This is a genomic window from Paenibacillus alba, from assembly GCF_013204855.1.
In the GTDB taxonomy this organism is placed as follows: Bacteria; Bacillota; Bacilli; order Paenibacillales; family NBRC-103111; genus Paenibacillus_E; species Paenibacillus_E alba.
This window is the reverse complement of the sequence record NZ_JABMKZ010000005.1, coordinates 66,576-86,029: the sequence shown is the minus strand read 5'-3', so window position 1 is coordinate 86,029 and position 19,454 is coordinate 66,576. Positions and strand designations below refer to the sequence as shown.

Sequence of the window (19,454 nt, the reverse complement as noted above, 5' to 3'; positions counted from 1 at the left end):
ATAAAAGAATAATGAAAGAAATGGCCAGAACTTTAAAAAAACCGCGTAGCATCAAGCCTTCGCGGTTTTCTTAACTGACTTATTTATTTTCTGTCGGCGAACCTTCTCACCAATGAATCGTATAAGTGAATTATCGACATATGAACGCTTAGCCCTTCACCGCGCCTTCCGTAATTCCTTGGATGATCCAGCGCTGGAAGATCGCGAAAATAATCACGATCGGAATAGAAGACAAGATCAGCGATGCGAGAATGAGCGACCATTCGCGGCTATATTTGCCGAAGAACATGTTGATTGTCAGCACCAGTGTATATTTGTGGAAATCCGTCAGCATCAGGACAGGCAGCAGGAAGTCGTTCCACAGCCACAACAGGTTCAAGATGACGATAGTAAAGGTAATCGGCAGCAGCAGCGGCAATATGATGCTGAAAAACGTTTTGACTTCACCGCAGCCATCTATTTTTGCGGACTCGTCGAGCTCGCGCGGAATCCCCTTTACGAAGCCGTGATACAGGAATACCGCCATGCTGACGCCAAGACCGGCGCACACGATGCCAAGCCCGAACGGCGTACCCTGCAAGCCGAGGTTTTTAGCCATTTTCGTTAAAGTCACCATAATCGTTTGGAACGGAATGAGCATCGACGAAACGAACAGCATGAAGATGGCGTTGCTTAATGCGCCCCGCGTACGCGAAAGCTTGTAACCGGCCAGCGAGCTGCACAGCACGATGCCGCAAATCCCGGTCACGGTTACAACAACCGTGTTCCAGCCGCTCTCCAGCATGTTCGCTTTCTGGAACGCTTGCACGTAGTTCTCAAAATGGAATTTCGTCGGCAGGCCGAGTACGGAAGCGTACATTTCTCCCTGCGTCTTGAAGGAGTTCAAGATCGCCATATAAATCGGGAATAGGAAGAAGCAGGCCACAACGATCAGCACCACAAGGGTCGAAACGGAATACAGCCGTCTGTTCACGCTTCCACCTCCCTTTTCTTCATGACGGTAACTTGAATCAATGTAATGGCAAGTATGATGAGGAACAGGATAATGGCTTTCGCGCTGGCATAGCCGTAGCGGAAGTTTTGCTGATAAGCCTCTTCCAAAATGTTCATAGAAATCACCTGTGTGGCCCGTGCAGGACCGCCTCCGGTCAAAGCGTAGATCAAGTCGTACACTTTAAACGAGTTGTTCAGGGTAAGGAAAATACAGATTGTCAGTGCGTGCGCGATCAGCGGCAGTGTAATGTAGCGAAGCATATGAAAAGGTGTGGCGCCGTCGATGATGGCGGCTTCTTTCAAATGCTGCGGAATGCCTTGAATCGCGGACATATAAATAATCATCAGCGTTCCGATCCCACCCCAGACGGAAACCATAAGGATCGTCCAGAAGGAAATGTTCGGATCGCCAAGCCAGGAAATATCCAGAAACTTCAGAGCAGCAAACCGGGACAACGCCGGCATGACTTTAGTAAAGACAAAAGCCCACATAAAAGTACTGATAATGATACTGAGCATGCTAGGCATGAAAAAGATCGTCCGGAGCAAACCTTTGCCACGGCTGCGCGATTCAATCATAAGCGCCAGCAAGAGCGCGACGGCATTTTGGAAAATAACGGCAAAGACCACGTACTTCGCTGTAAACAGAATTGAAGTCTGGAAGTTTTTATCGTCGCGGATCGCTTCGATAAAGTTCTGCAGGCCGACAAAGCTGTAGTGTTTATTCAGTCCGTCCCAATTTGTGAAGCTGTAGTACGAGCCCTGCAGCATAGGAATGACGAGAAACGTGACGTACAGGACAAAAGCGGGAAGCACGAACAGGATCAAAGATCTATGAGTCTTAACAAGGCGTCTTAGCACGGGGCTCACTCCTTAGGAAAATCCGTGCCGTGCCCTGATCTTGTACATTCCTAGCAAGGCACGGCAGCTGTTATCCATTCTTTATTTTTTGTTAGCTACAGCGTTAGCATTTTTCCACGTTTTATCCAGATCCTTAATCACATCGTCAGCCGTCATTTTTTTGCTAAAGTAGGCTTGAAGCGCTTTGCCCGACTCATCTTTAACAGCAGCTGGGATTTGCGGATCTTGATAGGATTGTCCTTTATTGACATAAGCGGACGCATCTTCAACCCAAGGATACGGTTTGAACGTGTGCGCTTTGGACACCGGATTGAATTTCAAGCCTTGGTACAGCGCATTGGAAGCTTGGTCGTCCAGGATGAAGTTCAGAAGGTCGGCGGAAACTTCTTTGTTTTTACCGCTCGAAGCCATCGCCAGGGAAGTCGATACGGACACGTTGATCAGCGTGGAAGCCGGACTGTCGCTCAGCGGAAGCGGAGCAACCCCGAAATCGAAACTGCTGTTCGCTTTCAGCAAGCTGTCAGCATCCCAAGGACCTTGTACCCACATGGCCGCTTTGCCGGCGGCGAAATCCGCGGCGCCGTCGTCGTTGCCAACCTCGAATACGCGGCCGGTTCCGTTGCTGTTCACGAGGTCGATGATGCCGAACATATCTTTCAGCTCGGCGAAGCTGCCTTGATCTTTGTTCATGCGGTCAACAAACCCTTTTTGAGTGGAGTTGCCTAGACCGCCAACAGCCAAAGGCAGGAACAATTGCGGAATCCAGCTTTCTTTGTAGCCCAGCATGAATGGCGTAATTTTGTTGTCGTTCAGCTTCTGCACGACAGCTTTCATTTCCGTTAAGGTCGTAGGCGGTTTCAGGCCCAGATCATTAAATATTTTTTTGTTGTAGAGGTAGCCCCACGCCAAGCTTTCCAGCGGAACCGCAACGACTTTGTTGTCGATCGTCACGAGCTTCCGGATGCCGTCAATCAGCTTGCCGGAGAACGGCTGGTTCGTCATATCTTCCAAGAAGCCGGCTTTGTAGTAATCCGGCACGTCGTTCACCGCGTGAAGCGCGAATATGTCCGGCACGTCGCCTGTAGCCAAGCGCGTTTTCAAGATTTGTGTTGCATTTTCAGAACCCGGATACTCGGTATTGATCGTAACTACGATGTTCTTCTCTTTCTTTTCCTTTTCGGCGAACTGCGCGAAGTATTTGTCAAACTGGTCGCGGAAACGGTCTAGACCACCCAGGAATACTTTCAATTCGACTTTTTTCGCAGGCGCGTTCGAACCGTTTTGATTCGAAGTGCTGCCAGAGTTATTGTCTTTTGTGCCTCCGCCGGAAGAGCAAGCGACGGTAGATCCCACCATTAACATGGCCAAAATCATGGTAAGTGTTTTCTTCAATGTGTTTAGCCTCCCCTTTTTTTGATAGCGCTTACTATCCTTGATTATATAGAAGAAAGCGGTCCCATTCATTCAACAGAAGTAGCGTTTTGAATTGGACTTTTGTGATATCGCTTTCACTATTGTGATAATTAGCTGCCTTGTCGAAACTGGATGGGCGTCACACCTGTTATTTTTTTGAAAATCCGATAAAAATACGTAATATCCGAATAACCGACAGCTTTCGCAGCGTTCTTGATTGAGACCGACGAGTCCTGCAGCAGCTCGCACGCTTTCTCGATCCGTTTGGTGACGAGGTAATCCATCACCGTCTGGCCCACTTCCTGCTTGAACGTACGGGACAGATGCTCCCTGCTTATGAAGAACTGGCTGGCGATCGTGCCAAGACCGATAGGCTCCGCGTAGGAATGATCGATAAACTGCCGGATTTCGTCAATTTTGACTCCGACTTTATTTTTCCGCTGATAGATTAGCGCCTCCAGTCTGTCGGAGAACGCATCGGACAAGACGGTAATCCAGGCGGAGAGCGGCGTATTGTCCGATACGAAAAAGGTTGCAGCCCACGACTGGGCGTTCGGCGTCAACTCGCTGCCAAGCAGGTCCGCTTGTTCCTCCAGTAATTGCATGAATTGCTTGTACAGCGAGTTGCTGACACCCGGTTTCAAGGGCTCGTACTCCTTCAGCGCCGCCTCCAGGTGCTTGAAGCTGCTTTTGATCGCCTCCGGGTTCATTTCATGAATGTACCTGACGATCACACTTCTCGTCTCCGTAACGACCTTGAGCAGTTGCTTGTCCAGCGGTTGGGCCGCGTGGATGCCCTGTGAAGCCCGCAGCTCGCGGACTGCCTTCTCCAAAGCGCGATTCAGCTCTTCCGGCTTGATCGGCTTGAGCAAGTATTCATCGACCTTGGACAAAATCGCTTGCTTCATATAGGAGAATTCATCGAACCCGCTGATCACGATTTTGCGGATATACGGGTACTCCTCGGTCAATTTTTGCAGCAGACGCGTTCCGTCCATGCCTCTCATTTTCATATCCGTGATGACGATTTCCGGGTGCATTCGCTCCACCATCTCCAGCCCGCTCTGCCCGTCCTCGGCTTCCATCACCTGATCAATGCCAAACCGCTCCCAATCCGCCAAATGCCGGATACTGTTCCGAATCCAGAACTCGTCGTCGATAATGATAACCTTCATTACAGTAGCTCCTCTCCCCTGAGTATTGCCGGGATAATCACTTTGACCGTCGTCCCGTCCCCTTTGACGCTTGTGACAAACAATCCGAACTCTTCCCCAAAAATAAGCCGGATTCGCGAATTCACGTTGTTAATCCCCATGCTTTCGCCCAGCAGCTGCTCATCATTCGTTTGTTCAAGCTGCCGCTGAATATCTTCGAGACGCTCGGGTTCGATCCCAACACCGTTGTCCTCGATGCTGATCTCAATTTCATCCACCACGCGCTCGATTTTGATCAGGACACGACCTCTCTTCATCATCCCTTCCAGCCCATGAACGAAGCAATTCTCCACAATCGGCTGGAGCGTGAATTTGGTCATACAATAGTCTTCGCAGCCCTCTTCCACATCGAGCTCAAATTCGAGCATGTCCTGAAAACGGAGCTTCTGGATGTGCAGATAGTTGCTGACATGCTCCATTTCATCGAATATTGTCACCAGGTCGGACTGCATTTTGATCGTATACCGGAACAAGTCGCTGATCGCTCGAAGGTAATCGTAAATCTCCGGCACTTTCCGGTCAATGGCTACGCCGCCGATCGCTTGCAGCGAATTGTACAGAAAATGCGGATTGATTTGTGCTTGCATCGCCTTGATTTGCGCCGTGCGCATCTCGATTTTGCTTTTGTACTCGATCTGGATCAGTTCCTTGATCCGCTGCAGCATCGAGTTGAACCGCCGCTCCAACGTCCCGATCTCATCGCTTCGAATACTATCGAGCCCGACGTTGAAATTTTGATGCTCGACCGCTTTCATCGACTTGGTCAACCGGATAATAGGCTTCGTCGTGAAGTAAGCGATCAGCACAGAGAGCAGTATGGCCGTCAGGATCGAAGCAACCGCCGTGTAAAAACTGAAGCTCAGTGTAGTCGTGGCGCTCTCGGTCACGTAGCTCATCGGGACGAACTTGACGATCCAGATCTGACCCGAGACGGCAGGCTGGAAAAATAAAATGCCTTGCTTGAGCTGAACGTGCCCGGGTTCCTCAGAGCCCCCTATCGCCTTTTTCAACGTCTCCGGGTCCATCGAGACTTTGGCGCCATACGGATTGTACATCGTGTTGCCCTGGACATCTACGATCAGCACCTCACTGTTTGCTTCCGAGTGAATCATATCCATGACGTTGTTCATCATTTTCCATCGGACTTCCAGCAAAACACCGCCCAACACTTGCAAATTCTCAAAACGGTTCATGCTGCGGGCTAAAATAAACGTGTTCGGCGGCACATTCACAACCTTATTGACGCTCTGATTGGTTTTGGCGATCTCCCCCCAGTTGCCGATGGACGTGTCCAGATTGTCCGTGAAGCGTACCGCGTCTTTGTCTACCACATACAGGCGCTGTTTTTCATTCAAATACAAAGAAATCCGCACGATGTTGTTATTGTTAGCCACATACAGCGACCTTAATTTCTCCTCAATATCAAAATTCCCCCTATTAGGACCCTTTATGTCGCCTTCGTTTTCGCGGCCGGATGTTGGAAAAATATTGTTGTCCAGCAGGAGCGAATAGGCAACCGAATGAAGTTGGCTGAACTTCTCGTCAAAATACTGGGCGGCCCAGTTCATTCTCGATTCGTTGGAACGGATAATTTCCGAGCTTAAAGACTGCTTGGTCGTCTGCGCCGCAAAAAAAGTCACGGTCGTCAAAGGTAAAATAGCGACAATCACCATTAATATCATCAGTTTGTACCGCATGCTCATCTGAAACGGAACCATAAACCACCGCTTCATTGTGTTCATCGTCATAGGCAGGTCCCCCTTCTACAAAAAAGAGAGCGCCCCGGCGACAGCGCCTGCCCGGGCTAGAAAATCCCGGTCAGATCACTTGTTCAGGGAAACGCTCTGTTCTAAAAGCTACTTGTCCGTCAAAACGGGCCACAGCCGGATGGCAAAGGCAAATTCTTTGTCTTCCAAACGATAAGCCGGCAGCAGATCCGGGCCGCAGGAATTGGAGCCGGAACCGCTCATTTTGTAATCCAAATGGAGGATCGTCTCTTGGCGCTTCGTCAATTCGTGGGGGTGGCCGGCTTCTTCCAGTTGCTCCGGCGTATAGTGCGCCGCATTAAAGGAAAATTCGTGATCACAGTCGATTTGCAGACCCATGCCGAGCGCATTCGTGACCAACAGCCACTCGGTACCGTAGCGGGAGCCGTTCTCTTGCGGCATCAAATAATTTTCAAACAATTGATCGACCGACGCCGCATACTTGCCCTTGCGGACGCTTCGGCGTTTGTCGATATACGATTCGTGCGGGCCGTTGCCGAAATACTCGACCGCTTCGTAGCCTTGCGGCATCGTAAGCTGTAAGCCGTAGCGCGGCAGGAACGGATAATCCTCCCGCACCTTCACTTGGTTATGCAGAGCAATTTCCCCAGTGCCGTCGACGGTCCAAACCGCCGTTCCGTGCAAAATCGGGTACTTGTGGTAGCCGCCCAACGAATAACGAACTTCAATTTTCACAAATGTGTCGGCCGTCTCCACAACCTTTGCTTCGTAGACGTGGATTTGAGCGCGTTCGTACCCATATTCCCGCCACTGGGATTTCACGTTGCGGTCGTTGTCCATCGGCGCTCGCCAGATCGCGAACTTGGTCGGCTCGCTGATCATCTGCACGCCGTGCTTGGAGATGCGGACGAACGCGCCGCCAATGAGATCGAACACATACTCGAAGTCGAAACCTTCCAACGTCACGCGGTCATCTTCCTGAACAACGCGGATCGGATAGATGGGGAACAGCTTCTCCGCTTCCAGCCTCGCAACCGGCAGTTCGAACTGCTCGAACGTCACCTCATGCCCTTTGGCCGACCAGAACGTTTCTTGCTTCTGCTCCAGCACCAGCGTCAAGAAGTAGCGTTCGCACGCCGCTTCCGGGAAGCTGCAGCCCAGCGTAAGCGTCTGCGTCTGATGAGGACCTGCCGCAAGTTCGGTGACTTCGCCCTGCTGTACCGTCTCGCCGTCCTTCTCAACTTTCCAGAACAGGGAAAGATGCGAGAGGCCGATAAAATCGTACAGGTTAGTCAAACGAATACGGCCCTGCTTCAAATCGTCGGCTTCGATCCGCACCGGCGCAATCACCTTCTTCAATTCGAGCAAGCCCGTGTGCGGCGTGCGGTCCGGATAGACCAGGCCATCCATACAGAAGTTGCCGTCGTTCGGCTTGTCTCCGAAGTCTCCGCCGTACGCGTAGAACGGCACGCCGTTCGGCGTTTGCGTTTTCACGGAATGATCGCACCATTCCCATACACAGCCGCCCATGAGCTTCGGATATTTGTAAATGACATCCCAGTATTCCTGCAAATCGCCGGGGCTGTTGCCCATCGCATGGCTATATTCGCATAGGAACATCGGCTTCGCAGCGTTTTCGTCGCTAGCATAAGCTTCGATCTCCTGCGGCGACGCGTACATGCGGCTTTCCATATCCAGACAGGAAGTGTCCGGATGGCCTTTGTACACAGGCGCTGCGCTTTCGTAATGAACGGGGCGGGAAGCGTCCCGGCCTTTCGTCCACCGGGCCATCGCGATATGGTTCACATCGTATCCGGCTTCGTTACCCATGGACCAGATCACGACGGACGGATGGTTTTTATCCCGTTCGACGAGCCGCTGCGCACGGTCTACAAAAGCCCGCTCCCACGCCGGGTTCCGGGTGAGCTGATGAATGTCCGCTCCGTTGCCGCCGTCCCCGCCCGTGCTGAGCCCGTGGCACTCCAGATCGGCTTCGTCCACCACATAAAATCCGAAAGTATCACACAAGTCCAGGAAGCGCGGATCGTTCGGATAGTGCGCCTCACGAATCGTGTTAATGTTATGCTTTTTCATCAGCATCAAATCCTGAATCATATGGGCGTACGGAATCGTCTGCCCCAGCTCCGGATGCGAATCGTGGCGGTTGACGCCCTTGAGTTTAATCGCCTTGCCGTTCATGCGGAATACGCCGTCCGTGATGTCGATTTGGCGGAAGCCGACGGAGAAGTGAATCACTTCTTCGCCACTCGTCAAGTACAATCGGTACAAGTACGGAGCTTCCGCGTTCCACAACACCGGATCGTTGACTGCCAGCTCGATCGAGCCTTGGCCGTCTACCGTCGCGGTTCCGCTCGCCACCGGGTTGCCGGCCGCATCCCGAAGCTCAGCCTGCACCTGGCATGCGCCCACCGTCTCCATTTCGCTGCGCAGCACAGCGCGGCTGAAATCGGCGGACAGCTCCTGCTTGTTGAATACGTCCCGGATATGCGCTTCATCCCGCGCCAGCAGGTACACGTCGCGGAATATGCCCGAGTATCTCCAGGCGTCCTGATCCTCGATGTAGCTGCCGTCGCACCATTTGAGCACCAGCACAGCCATGCGGTTTTTTCCAGGCTGGACAAACGATGTAATATCGAACTCGGCAGACATCCGGCTGCCTTGGCTGTAGCCGACAAATTGGCCGTTCACCCAGACGTAGAAGCAGGAGTTCACGCCTTCGAACACGACCCGATTCGCTTTGCCGTGCCATTGCGGCGCCAAGTTGAATTCTCGGACATAAGCTCCAGCCGGATTGGCATTTGGCACAAATGGCGGATCGCATGGAAACGGATAATTGATATTCGTATACTGAGGTTGGTCGTAGCCGCTGACTTGCCAGCAGGAAGGGACGAGCAAGTCATCCCATGCGCTGACATCCACACCCTCCAGATAAAAACCTTCCTCTACCTCTCTAACACTCGAATGGTATCGGAATTTCCAGTTTCCGTTCAGCGTCTGGTAGAAAGGCGATTTCCCTCTCGTTTTCGCCAGAGCGGCTTCGGCATGGCGGTAAGGGATATAGTAAGCCCTAGGCGCCAGCCTGTTCACTTCCAGCACATTTAAATCTTCCCAATACTTCTCGATCTGCTTCAAGTCAATCACCCTAGCCTCTATTAATATGTTCAATAAATTGCAGCTTGATCGTTACGATTTCCTTCGGTGCGAATTTCACCGCAAGACGGCTTGCCGCCTCGGCGCGGACGTCCAGCTGCACCTCCGGCTCTTCCAGCAAATTGCTGGCATGCGCCGAAGCCAATTCGCTGGCGAACGCCAGTTCGGCGTGATGTGGCTCGTTCCAGGCGTTTTGCAGGCGCAGCACATAGCCGTTGCCGTCTTCTGCCACTTTGAAGGCCAGCAGCACGATGCCTTCGGTGCCCTCTGTCAGCAGCGAGGAGCGCGCAGCGCTTCCTTGGAAGCCGCGTACCGTTTTCACAGGGTGGCTCCACTGCTCGAGCTGCTTCCAGATTTCGCCTTGCTGCCAGTCGCCCTGGTGCAAGACAATCCGGAAGTTATAAGTATAGCTGCCTGCCATCCACTGCGGGAAGTTCGTGCCCCATTGGTTGTTGAACAGGTTGAAATACAGAGAAGGTCGCTCCGGCTGATACGACTTGCTGTAGGTGAACACACCTTTCTCCCCGATGGAGAATAGCGGCGTATCTTTCGCCAGGACGGCTAGACCTGCCCCGCCATCCGTCACATCAACCCAGCCGTCCCCGCAATGCAGGCGATGGTTGGCGCCCCGAACGATATCCTGTGTCGGGTCTACGACAGCACCCAGCTTCTGGAATCGGTAGCCCGGCTCCCCGGCTTGCAGATGGAAGCCGACGAAGCCTGCTTCGGCGAAAGCCGTGGCCGCTTTGTCGTTCAGCTCCAGCGTGTAGTCGAAGAACGCCTGATCCGGCTCCAGCTTGAGCAAGATCGCGACGCTTTGCGCATTGCCGAACTCGGTGCGGCTTGCCGCAGGCGTGCTGAATGTCAAGCGGATCGTGCCGGCTGCAGCGTCATTGGCCGTTTCCAGACTGTCCAGCTTCAGTCCGAATTGCTGGTGCCCGATGCGCGGATAGCCCGGCTTGCCAAAATCGTTTACATACCAGTCCATCAAATCATAAGCGTAATCCTTCACAAATTGAAGAATCTCATCTTTGCCGTAAACATCGTATTCATAGGCGCCAAAAGGCACGCCGGGGGCTGCCCATTCCTTGCCGCGAGTCTTGTCGAACAGGCGGCGAATCTCGCCCGTCGCAGCATCGACTTCGATCCGCAAATGCGCATTTTCCAGCACCGCCTTGCCGTCCTCGGTACGGGCGATTGCCACTGCGGCTTCGCCTGCGCCAGACACGGCCTGCGGTTCATAGGTATACGTGCGGTAGCCGCAAGGCTCCAGCAGCGGAATTTGCACTTCGCCGGACGCTTGCACCGGCAAGCTGTCGCCGGTGTTCAGATCGACCAGCCAACCACCGGACACATTGTCGAGGCGAACGAGCTCGTTCGTTCTTGCCCAAGACGACGGGTTGAAAATCCCGATCACCGGGGATTCACCCTGCTGGGCGCCACTTTGGAACGGTGTAATCCGCTCGGCAGCCGCCCGAGCCATTTTTACGTAAGCGCGCTTCTCATCCCAAGAAAGCTCTATCTTGTCATAGGTTTCGGGGAACGCTTCCCGGTCCCGTGCCATATCTTCCTTCGTAAACGCCCGCATGCTGTTCCGTCCCGGAATCAGCAGCAGCTTCACGTCATGGCCCCACGTATGCTCGCCGAACAGCAGCGATTCGCGATACGCCTTGTCGATATCCGCGCCGAATGCGCCTGTCGCTTCGCCCTGCTCCCACTGTTGCAGCGCAGCCATGGCCTCCAGCGTCGTCGTCTCGCTGCGCAAGCTTCGAACCTCGGACACTTCCTGCGGATACGAGCCGATCCCGTGAATCCACGTGTCCGCTAAATCCTTGCGCAGGACCGGGATATCCGTGTAGCCTCTGCTCAGGAAATCCGCGGCAAAGTCGTCCATCGTGCCGATGACTACCCGCGTATTTGGATACGACGCCTTCACGGTTTCAAGCAGTTCGGTCACGACCTTGCTGTCCTGCGGCCCGATGTTGTCATGCGTCTGCAGCAGCGCCATCCAGACCGGATACTCCCAGTCGTCCGGCGGCAGCAGACTTGTGCCGTACTCGCCTTTGGAGTAGAACGTCAGCACCTGTTTGCCGTCCGGTCCTTCCCAATTGAACAGCCGCGGCACCTCGACAGGCTGCGAGCAAGCGTTGACTCCGATGTGCAGGAACTCGATGCCCGCGCCTTTGAGCAGTGACGGCAGCATCCAGGTGTGGCCGGGCACGTCCGTCATTTTGGCGGAAATAACCTTCTTGCCGAACTTCTTGCCTAGGCGCGCCGACATGTAGAGACCACGAATCCATTCTTCCAGTCCGCAAAACTCCGTATGCGTCGTGAAAGGAAGACCGTGCCAGCTTAGCTGCCCGTCCACGACCAATTGCTCAATCCGCTCCCGAATGCCACCCTCGGCATGGATCAGGGTCTCGTCCAGTACCCATGAAGGAACCGTCCATACAAAGCGGTGTCCGGGTTCAAAATGCTTCGTTCCTTCACAGATGGTCAAAACGTCCTTTGCCATATCCTGCGTGTACTGCTTGACAATGTTGCTCGGCAAGTCCGTAAAACCGAGGTCAACGTGCGTTTTAAAGACTACATATATCGTATCTAAAGGCTTCATAAACTACTCCTCCAATGATGCTTATCTCATCTAATAGTTTTGTGATGATGCTGCTGTTGCAGAAAATAAAAAAAAGCCGAATCCTCCTGCACATGAATAGACAAAGTAGACATCCAAAAGAAGTTAAGCGCTTTACCTTTCATAGTAAAATTCATTTACCATGTTTTTGGATGATATTGTTGTCCCTGATTGGATGATATTGATCCTATCGATCACGATCAAGTTAAGCGCTTAACCCAATCTTACAACATAACCTGACTCGGTTCAATATGCCCGCAAAAAAATATAAGGAATGAATTTGGCTCTCCATTTTCAGGTCAAAATGTGATAATCCACAATTAATTAGAAAACGGAGTCCGCAACCGCGGCGCTCCGTTTTTGTTGCAGATGACAAAAGGAAGGGAAGTGGTATCCGCGATAAATCCGCTCCCAATAATGACTTAAACTTCGAATTTAGATAACGTCTCGTTAAGCGAATTGGATAGTTGGTCCAGCTGTTCCGACAGCTTCACCAAGCCATTGCTAATGCTAAGCTGTTCTACGCTTAAGGAAGCTACCTCTTGGGAGGTAGCAAGTGACTCCTCGGCAACTGCGCTGACGTTCATCATCGCATCGGATAATACTTCTTGCGACTGCTCCAGCGTACTAATGGAATCGCTGACCGTGCTGAGTTGTACGATAAAGCCACCCATGTGTGCCGTAACTTGTTTGAAAATGGTATCCGCTTCTTTCACCGCTTGAATTTGTTGTTTGAAGATCGGTGTTGCTGTGGACAGCACTTTCACCGTCTCGTTGATTTCATCTTGAATTTTTTCTGTAATTTGGCCAACGACAGAGATAGACTGTTTCGATTGATCCGCAAGTTTACGAATTTCATCAGCAACAACCATGAATCCTTTACCGGCTGTACCCGCACGTGCGGCTTCAATTGTAGCATTTAGTGATAAGATATTCGTCTGCTTCGTCATATTGCTCAGTACATCAAGAATTTGGCGGATCGATCTTGTGCTGTCTTTTAAGTTATCGACTTTATTCACCATGGAGTGGATCATTTCTTCTGTCAGACTCGTTTTATCAATAAGTTCAGCCATGTACTTCGTGCCTAGTTCACTAGAACTTTGAACATCCGTTGCCGCTGTGCCCATTTCAAAGTTCGCCTCAAACACGTTTTTCATTTGCAGGCTAATATGATGCGTCAGCTCATTACCGCGCTCTGACTCTGTGGCCAAACCGGCGGCGCCACCTGATATTTCTTCGGTAGCGAGTGCAATTTCTCGGGCAGCATTTGCTGTTGTTTTGGAGGAATTCGTCAGTTCGGCCGCCGTTTCGAGTACTTGCTGGGCAGAAGTGCTCGTTTGTTGAACTAATAACGTGATTTTCTCCATCATGATATCGAAGCTAGTGCCTAATTGACCGATTTCATCCTTCATTGTGTAATTCGAGCGTACGGTTAGCTTACCCATAGCCCCTTGGTGCATGAGGTTACGCAAATTAATCAGTGGTTTTCCGATCATGCGCACAACGAACAGACCAATCATAAGAGCTGCAATAGCTGCAAAAAACGCAACGATCAGCGTATAGTTGAAAATCTTTTTAGCCTTTTTGACCATAGAGCTTACCGGAACGTCTCCGATCAGATTCCAGCCGGAAACCTGCGACCTATAATAAGTAACTAGATGATCATCTTTCGTCGTAAACGAATTTCGCTCCTCTTCAAGCTGCTCTTTCGTCAGCTGGATGTCAGCTGTTTTTTCTATTTCAGTCATATCAGGTGTCGCGATGTTTGTGTTGCTGCTGTTCGTAATGACAATGGAACTGTTCTCACCCAGCGTCATTCCACCTAATTCGGTTTTCAAAATATCCGTGCTAAACTCTACGACCAGTACGGCGGATGTTGCGTTACTAATGATGCGTCCAATCCCGAATGTGCTGGTGGAATCACTCGAATATCCTTTTGATTTACTATCGAGCCAAGCCGCTTTACCGCCTGCTTCGTTAATCTGCTTGAACCAAGCGGTATCACTAACACTCGCATCGGATTCATAGCCTCCACCACCTGTCCCGACAAGGAGTTTGCCATCCGAACTGTAAATGCGAAGTGTTTTGATGACTTTGTTGGAAAATGCGACAAAATTCAATTTTTCCGTCAGTTGACGACTGGTATCCGCAGCGTTGTACGATAGGGGGTCGAGTTTTGCCATTTTTTCCAATAGCTTCTGCAAATCATCATTGTACATCACTTGCAGGGTCAAATCTTCAAAATTTTGATAGAGGAAATCAAGCTTTTGCCCCGCTTGCGTTACCGTCTGGAGACTGGAATCAGCCATATTGTTCTTAATCACGTCTTTCGAAACGAAGTAAGAAATGGCACCAACAACCATGACGAAAAACAAGATGCTGGCGAAAAACATCAGGAACAGCTTCATCCCTACCGATTTCGTCGGATTTTCAAGCTGTTTGAATGAAGAAATAGACTTCTTTAGGACATCTTTCAAGTCGCTCACCCACCATTAGTTTCTATTGGCATGCCTCCCAACTCTGTGGAAAAAAAAGACATACGTAATTAGTTGGTTTAATGATTCGCCGCGATTCGACAGATTCCTTCAAATTTTGATATTTTATTTTAAATCAATATTTCATGGTGAAATTTTATTTCGAATAATTGAGTGGCACTAACTAATTCTGAGCAAAGGTACAATCCTTCACATGACCTTAATAATAAAAAAAGTGTGATATTCCTTAATTAATTAGAAAACGGAGCCCGCAAACCGCGGCGCTCCGTTTTTATTGTTTCAGAATTCGTTAGAATTTTAAGAACTCCGAGGTGAAAAGGATGGTTTGTTGCAGAATCCATAAAATTTATTTAGCAAAGTCACCTCCCCCAACGGACGAGTAAATTGCTCAGTACCTGTTTCTCGAAAAGAGATATTAATGATAATGTATTCTTTTGCATGTGCTTGTTATCTCTATCCAACTTGCTGAGCAAAATGCCTCCTTCAAACAAGGAAAATGCAAATGAAGCAAGCGCATCCGAATCCAGATCTCCCCTAAACTCCCCAGATTTAATCCCCTCACGAGTAATTATTTTCATCATATCCAAGACGTTATGCAGCCCTTACCTTGCCCGGTCACGAAGCTCAGAATGAGTATCGTCACTTTCTACAGCCGTATTCTGCATGGGACATCCGCCAATATATGGTGGATTGTTGACGACACATAATGATGTGTTCTCGTGTCCGATCTCCTTTTTTCATGGGCTCCTCCGAATGAACTTTATTCTAATCTAATGTTATATCAAATTTCACGACACTGAAACCTTGCCAATCACTCAAATCATGATATAATAAAGATACCGAACGGTATCTTATATTGTGCAACAAGCCCGTTCAGAAGGAAATAGTGCCGAGCCATCCATTCAGTGCTTAAACTTGAGCACGTAGGACAGGCTAATCATAGAAGAGCTAATTTCTTTTGATTTCATGACAAGCATTCGCCTGTTTGGAATAAATAAACTTATAGGAGGACTTGAGAATGACTGTAAAAGTAGGCATTAACGGTTTTGGACGGATCGGGAGACTCGCTTTTCGCCGAATTCAAGATGTGGAAGGCGTCGAGGTAGTGGCAATTAACGACCTTACGAATGCTAAAATGTTGGCTCATCTACTCAAATATGATACAACGCAAGGCACTTTTCGTGGTGACATCGAAGTTCTTGACGGAACCTTCAAAGTAAACGGGAAAGAGGTTAAGGTGCTGGCTAACCGTAACCCTGAAGAAATCCCGTGGGGGGAGCTTGGGGTTGACATCGTTCTCGAATGTACAGGCTTCTTCACCACGAAAGAAAAAGCCGAGCTTCACCTGAAAGGGGGAGCGAAGAAAGTCGTCATTTCCGCCCCTGCTACAGGCGACATGAAAACGATCGTATACAACGTGAACCATGACACGCTGGACGGAACGGAAACGGTTATTTCCGGTGCTTCCTGCACAACGAACTGCCTAGCCCCTATGGCTAAAACTTTGCACGATAAGTTTGGCATTCAATCCGGATTAATGACGACCATTCACGCCTTTACAGGCAACCAGAAAACACTGGACGCTCCGGATCCAAAAGGAGACTTCCGAGCAGCACGCGCCGCTTCAGAGAACATTGTTCCCTATTCTACTGGTGCTGCAAAAGCCATTGGTCTCGTTCTTCCCGAACTGAAGGGCAGGCTGGATGGCGCATCTCAACGTGTGCCTGTTGCAACAGGTTCCGTAACGGAGCTGGTTGCCGTATTGAATACCAAAGTAACGATTGAAGAAATTAACACCGCTATGAAAGAAGCCTCTGATCCAGAAACTTACGGATACACGGAAGACGAGATCGTATCTTCCGATATTAAGGGTATGACATTCGGGTCCCTTTTTGATGCCACCCAAACAAAAGTTCTTACGGTTGGAGACCAGCAACTGGTGAAAACCGTAGCTTGGTACGATAACGAAATGTCTTATACAGCCCAATTGGTTCGCACTTTGGAGTACTTCGCTAAAATAGCTAGGTAAATAACTTCCCAAAATCAAAAGATGGAAAGAAGGAACCTTCGATGAAGGATGCACTCAACAATACGATAGTCGAGAAAAACGAAGCGCTCCTTCTTCCCCTCGAAGGGGTCATTATTACGTTGCTTTGCATTACCATTGTATTGGTCACTATGAATACGGCCATGTTTAATTTGGCGTTAAACGATTTAAGCATTATTTAAACTTGCCCTCATCCATCGTTTCATTGACGGTCACCAGTTATTCGATTATGTTCGCCATCTCCTCGATCACCTACAGCCGGTTGTCTGATATTGTTCCATTGAATCGGGTCTGTTAGGCATGCAAATACAAGGGGCAATGGCAGAAAAATGCGACACCCTCTGGAAAATCCAGATCGGGTGTCGCATTTTTTTGCCTACTGCCAAGATACCTAATTAGTATTCCCCTCAATGAGCGAGTTTGTTCAGTAATATGGTTCCATCATTAAAAACACTACTACTCCAGTAAAACTGACATATAGCCAAATAGGCATTGTCCATCGAGCAATGCGCCGATGCTTTTGAATTTGATTCGTCCATCCCCAAACAAGTGTGAATAGAGCTAGCGGTACAATTATTGCGGCAAGGATGCTATGCGAAATTAAAATAATAAAATAAAAGGGTCTGATAATACCATGGCCGCCAAATGTCGCTGTTTCTGAGGACATGTAGTGAAATGTTAAATAAGAAACCAGAAATAATAATGTCGAGGTAAAGGAAGCAAGAATGAAACCTTTGTGCACCTCAATGTTTTTTCTCAAAATTGCAATTAAGCTCGATATCAAAAATATAAACGTAAAGCTATTTAAAACTCCATTTATTCTCGGGAAGATGACTAAATCAAATTTGATACTTCCTTTGTATCCTATCGGTGAAAAAAACAAAAGAAGTATAACAAAATTTACAATCAAGGACGTTACAATGATAGGAATCGTATAATTTTTATTATTGGCTGGTTGATCATTTGAGTTCATTTGATCCAAACGCTCCTTCTGCAGACAGTACCCAATACAGTATTTTCGATCAATCAATACGGACGAAAGTTATTTCTTTTTTTCGAGCTTAGCTCAGTACGACTCATTAATTTCGGCTGTACGCCATGTGGGCTATTCTCGGTAACAAATTGCTTTAAAATTTGATATCCAAGCTCTCTCGGCAGAGTCGCATCCTCGATCACGAGCGATCTCAGATACTCGTGAAAGGAAGCTGGATGCAGCGACTTGAGCAAATAACCTTGCGCACCGCTTTTCAGAGCTTCAAAAAAACACTCAACGTCAGCGCTTTCCGCTTGCAATACGACTAACATTTGGGGATTCATCTTTTTCATTTCTTGAATGGTCTGTGTACCCTTCATATCGTGTAATTCAACCGCAACAAGCGCAACCTCCGGCTTTAATGAATCGGCGAGTGATATCGCATCCCTTCCACAGTCAGTTTCCGCTACGACCTCAAAGAGCGGATCCAGCTCCAGCAGGTACTTGATCCGCTCTCTATGCTCTTGCGATGGTTCTGCAAGCAACACTCTGTTGATTTGGCTCACCCCTCCACAACTCCTTTATGGAACCTTAAACCCTATGCCTGTTGCTATTATCGCGTTTTATATGTTTATTCGAATGGCCCGAAGTAGTTATTTTCCTCGAAAAATATGACCATTCAGTGTCAATGACATATTATAGATCTTTTTAAGACATATTTAATTGGCAGTAAAAGCTCATTAGGGATGCAGATTCAACTTTTGGGCTACAGGCTTACCATAAACTTTTATTCTGATAATAATCAATAGAAAAGCTAGTACAGTAAATCCAATTCCACTCCATACAAGTTGACGTACATCCCATTGCAAAAGAAACCAGCCACCGATAGTTGTTCCAATCGTTATTCCTAAATTCGCAAAGGTTATAAACAAGCTGTTCCCAAATTCAGGAGCTGACTGTGATTCGATGATCAGCCAGCTTTGTCCAATGATAAGTCCGCCGGCATGGACAATTCCCCATAGAAAGATTAGAACAAACATAGGAATAAAATGAATCCCTAAAAAATAAAGCATCATATAAATACATAGTAAGATTAAAGGAAATAAGGTTGTTGTGAGAGCAATGTTTTTCTGCAGGAAGGCTCCAAATATGAAATTTCCCAAAATCATGACCAATCCAAATACGAATAACATAATGCTTATCCATGAGCCATTCACTTGTGTTACTTGTCTAAGATATTCGGCAAAGTAACTATATACAGAGAACATAGCTGCAAATAAAAATATAACGGACGCAATGTTTAACCACAGAGTAGGTTTACGTAAAACATTGAGTTGTTGTCCATAAGTCATTTTTTCTTTAACAGGCATCGAAGGAAGCCAGATCAATATGCCGAAAAAGGCTATGATACTAATTATGGCACCAAACATGAATGCTACCTCAACTGAAATTCGCTCTGCAAGATAAGAGGTCAATGGCACCCCAAATGCAAATCCTGCTGTAATACCTGTAAACACCTTGGTCACGGCTTGACTACTTTTCTCTGGAGAAACCAATGATGCTGCCACCACAAGAGCTACAGAAAAGAAAGCAGAATGCGCCAATGCGGGAATAATCCGAAATACCACCATTACGTTAAAGCTCATAGTAAAAATATAAACAACGTTGGAGACCGCAAACATTAGCACCGATATTAACAAAATGAATTTACGATTTATACCTGAAGATAGCAAGGTTATAAAAGGCCCTGACAAGGCTACGACCAAGGCAAAAATACTGACAAGTATTCCTGCCGCTGAGGTAGTTATGTGGAATTTTTGTGCTACCTGAGGTAGCACACCAATAATCCCCATTTCTGTTGTGATTATTCCGAATACTCCTAAAGTCAAAATTACAATTAGCAAAGGGTTAGTCTTTGTCATTAGATT

At 48.7% G+C, this 19,454-nt stretch carries 13 protein-coding genes and 1 pseudogene; 2 read left to right on the top strand and 12 right to left on the bottom strand.

Going from position 1 to position 19,454, the window contains the following annotated elements; genetic code table 11:
* Positions 1-148 precede the first annotated feature (148 nt).
* The 9 genes and pseudogenes from HQN90_RS09300 to HQN90_RS39885 form a co-directional block, all read right to left on the bottom strand.
* A complete protein-coding gene (locus HQN90_RS09300; RefSeq protein ID WP_338042300.1) occupies positions 149-973 on the bottom strand; it encodes a carbohydrate ABC transporter permease in 825 nt (274 codons plus the stop codon).
* Positions 970-1,854: a carbohydrate ABC transporter permease gene (locus HQN90_RS09295; RefSeq protein WP_420851042.1), complete on the bottom strand. Its 885-nt coding sequence runs from the start codon at positions 1,852-1,854 to the stop codon at positions 970-972. Before HQN90_RS09295 ends, HQN90_RS09300 begins: the two co-directional genes overlap by 4 nt.
* Before the next feature lie 81 nt (positions 1,855-1,935).
* On the bottom strand, positions 1,936-3,228 hold the full coding sequence (locus HQN90_RS09290) for an ABC transporter substrate-binding protein (protein ID WP_173217853.1): 1,293 nt from the start codon (positions 3,226-3,228) through the stop codon (positions 1,936-1,938).
* Positions 3,229-3,377: 149 nt separating this feature from the next.
* Positions 3,378-4,442: a helix-turn-helix domain-containing protein gene (locus tag HQN90_RS09285; RefSeq protein ID WP_173217514.1), complete on the bottom strand. Its 1,065-nt coding sequence runs from the start codon at positions 4,440-4,442 to the stop codon at positions 3,378-3,380.
* On the bottom strand, positions 4,442-6,229 hold the full coding sequence (locus HQN90_RS09280; RefSeq protein ID WP_173217513.1) for a sensor histidine kinase: 1,788 nt from the start codon (positions 6,227-6,229) through the stop codon (positions 4,442-4,444). Before HQN90_RS09280 ends, HQN90_RS09285 begins: the two co-directional genes overlap by 1 nt.
* Positions 6,230-6,337: 108 nt before the next feature.
* Positions 6,338-9,370, bottom strand: a complete 3,033-nt coding sequence (locus HQN90_RS09275; protein ID WP_338042299.1) for a glycoside hydrolase family 2 TIM barrel-domain containing protein — start codon at positions 9,368-9,370, stop codon at positions 6,338-6,340.
* Position 9,371: 1 nt separating this feature from the next.
* Complete coding sequence (locus HQN90_RS09270; protein WP_173217511.1) at positions 9,372-11,993, bottom strand: DUF5054 domain-containing protein; 2,622 nt, start codon at positions 11,991-11,993, stop codon at positions 9,372-9,374.
* A gap of 440 nt (positions 11,994-12,433) precedes the next feature.
* A complete protein-coding gene (locus HQN90_RS09265; RefSeq protein ID WP_246362182.1) occupies positions 12,434-14,488 on the bottom strand; it encodes a methyl-accepting chemotaxis protein in 2,055 nt (684 codons plus the stop codon).
* A gap of 377 nt (positions 14,489-14,865) precedes the next feature.
* Positions 14,866-15,234, bottom strand: a pseudogene (locus HQN90_RS39885) (TetR family transcriptional regulator C-terminal domain-containing protein).
* Between the two features lie 290 nt (positions 15,235-15,524).
* Here HQN90_RS39885 and gap point away from each other — a divergent pair.
* Both gap and HQN90_RS09255 read left to right on the top strand, forming a co-directional pair.
* Positions 15,525-16,535, top strand: a complete 1,011-nt coding sequence (gap, locus tag HQN90_RS09260; RefSeq protein WP_173217510.1) for a type I glyceraldehyde-3-phosphate dehydrogenase — start codon at positions 15,525-15,527, stop codon at positions 16,533-16,535.
* 41 nt (positions 16,536-16,576) lie between these two features.
* The gene (locus tag HQN90_RS09255) at positions 16,577-16,735 is read left to right on the top strand and encodes a hypothetical protein (RefSeq protein WP_173217509.1); all 159 of its coding nucleotides are present in this window, start codon (positions 16,577-16,579) and stop codon (positions 16,733-16,735) included.
* 242 nt (positions 16,736-16,977) lie between these two features.
* Here the strand turns inward: HQN90_RS09255 and HQN90_RS09250 are convergent, their stop codons facing one another.
* The 3 genes from HQN90_RS09250 to HQN90_RS09240 all read right to left on the bottom strand — a co-directional run bounded on the left by HQN90_RS09250 (position 16,978) and on the right by HQN90_RS09240 (position 19,448).
* On the bottom strand, positions 16,978-17,526 hold the full coding sequence (locus HQN90_RS09250) for a DUF420 domain-containing protein (RefSeq protein ID WP_173217508.1): 549 nt from the start codon (positions 17,524-17,526) through the stop codon (positions 16,978-16,980).
* A 53-nt stretch (positions 17,527-17,579) separates the two neighbouring features.
* Complete coding sequence (locus HQN90_RS09245) at positions 17,580-18,092, bottom strand: response regulator (protein ID WP_173217507.1); 513 nt, start codon at positions 18,090-18,092, stop codon at positions 17,580-17,582.
* 174 nt (positions 18,093-18,266) lie between these two features.
* Entirely contained in the window at positions 18,267-19,448 is a 1,182-nt protein-coding gene (locus HQN90_RS09240) for an MFS transporter (RefSeq protein WP_173217506.1), read from the bottom strand.
* Positions 19,449-19,454: the final 6 nt, after the last annotated feature.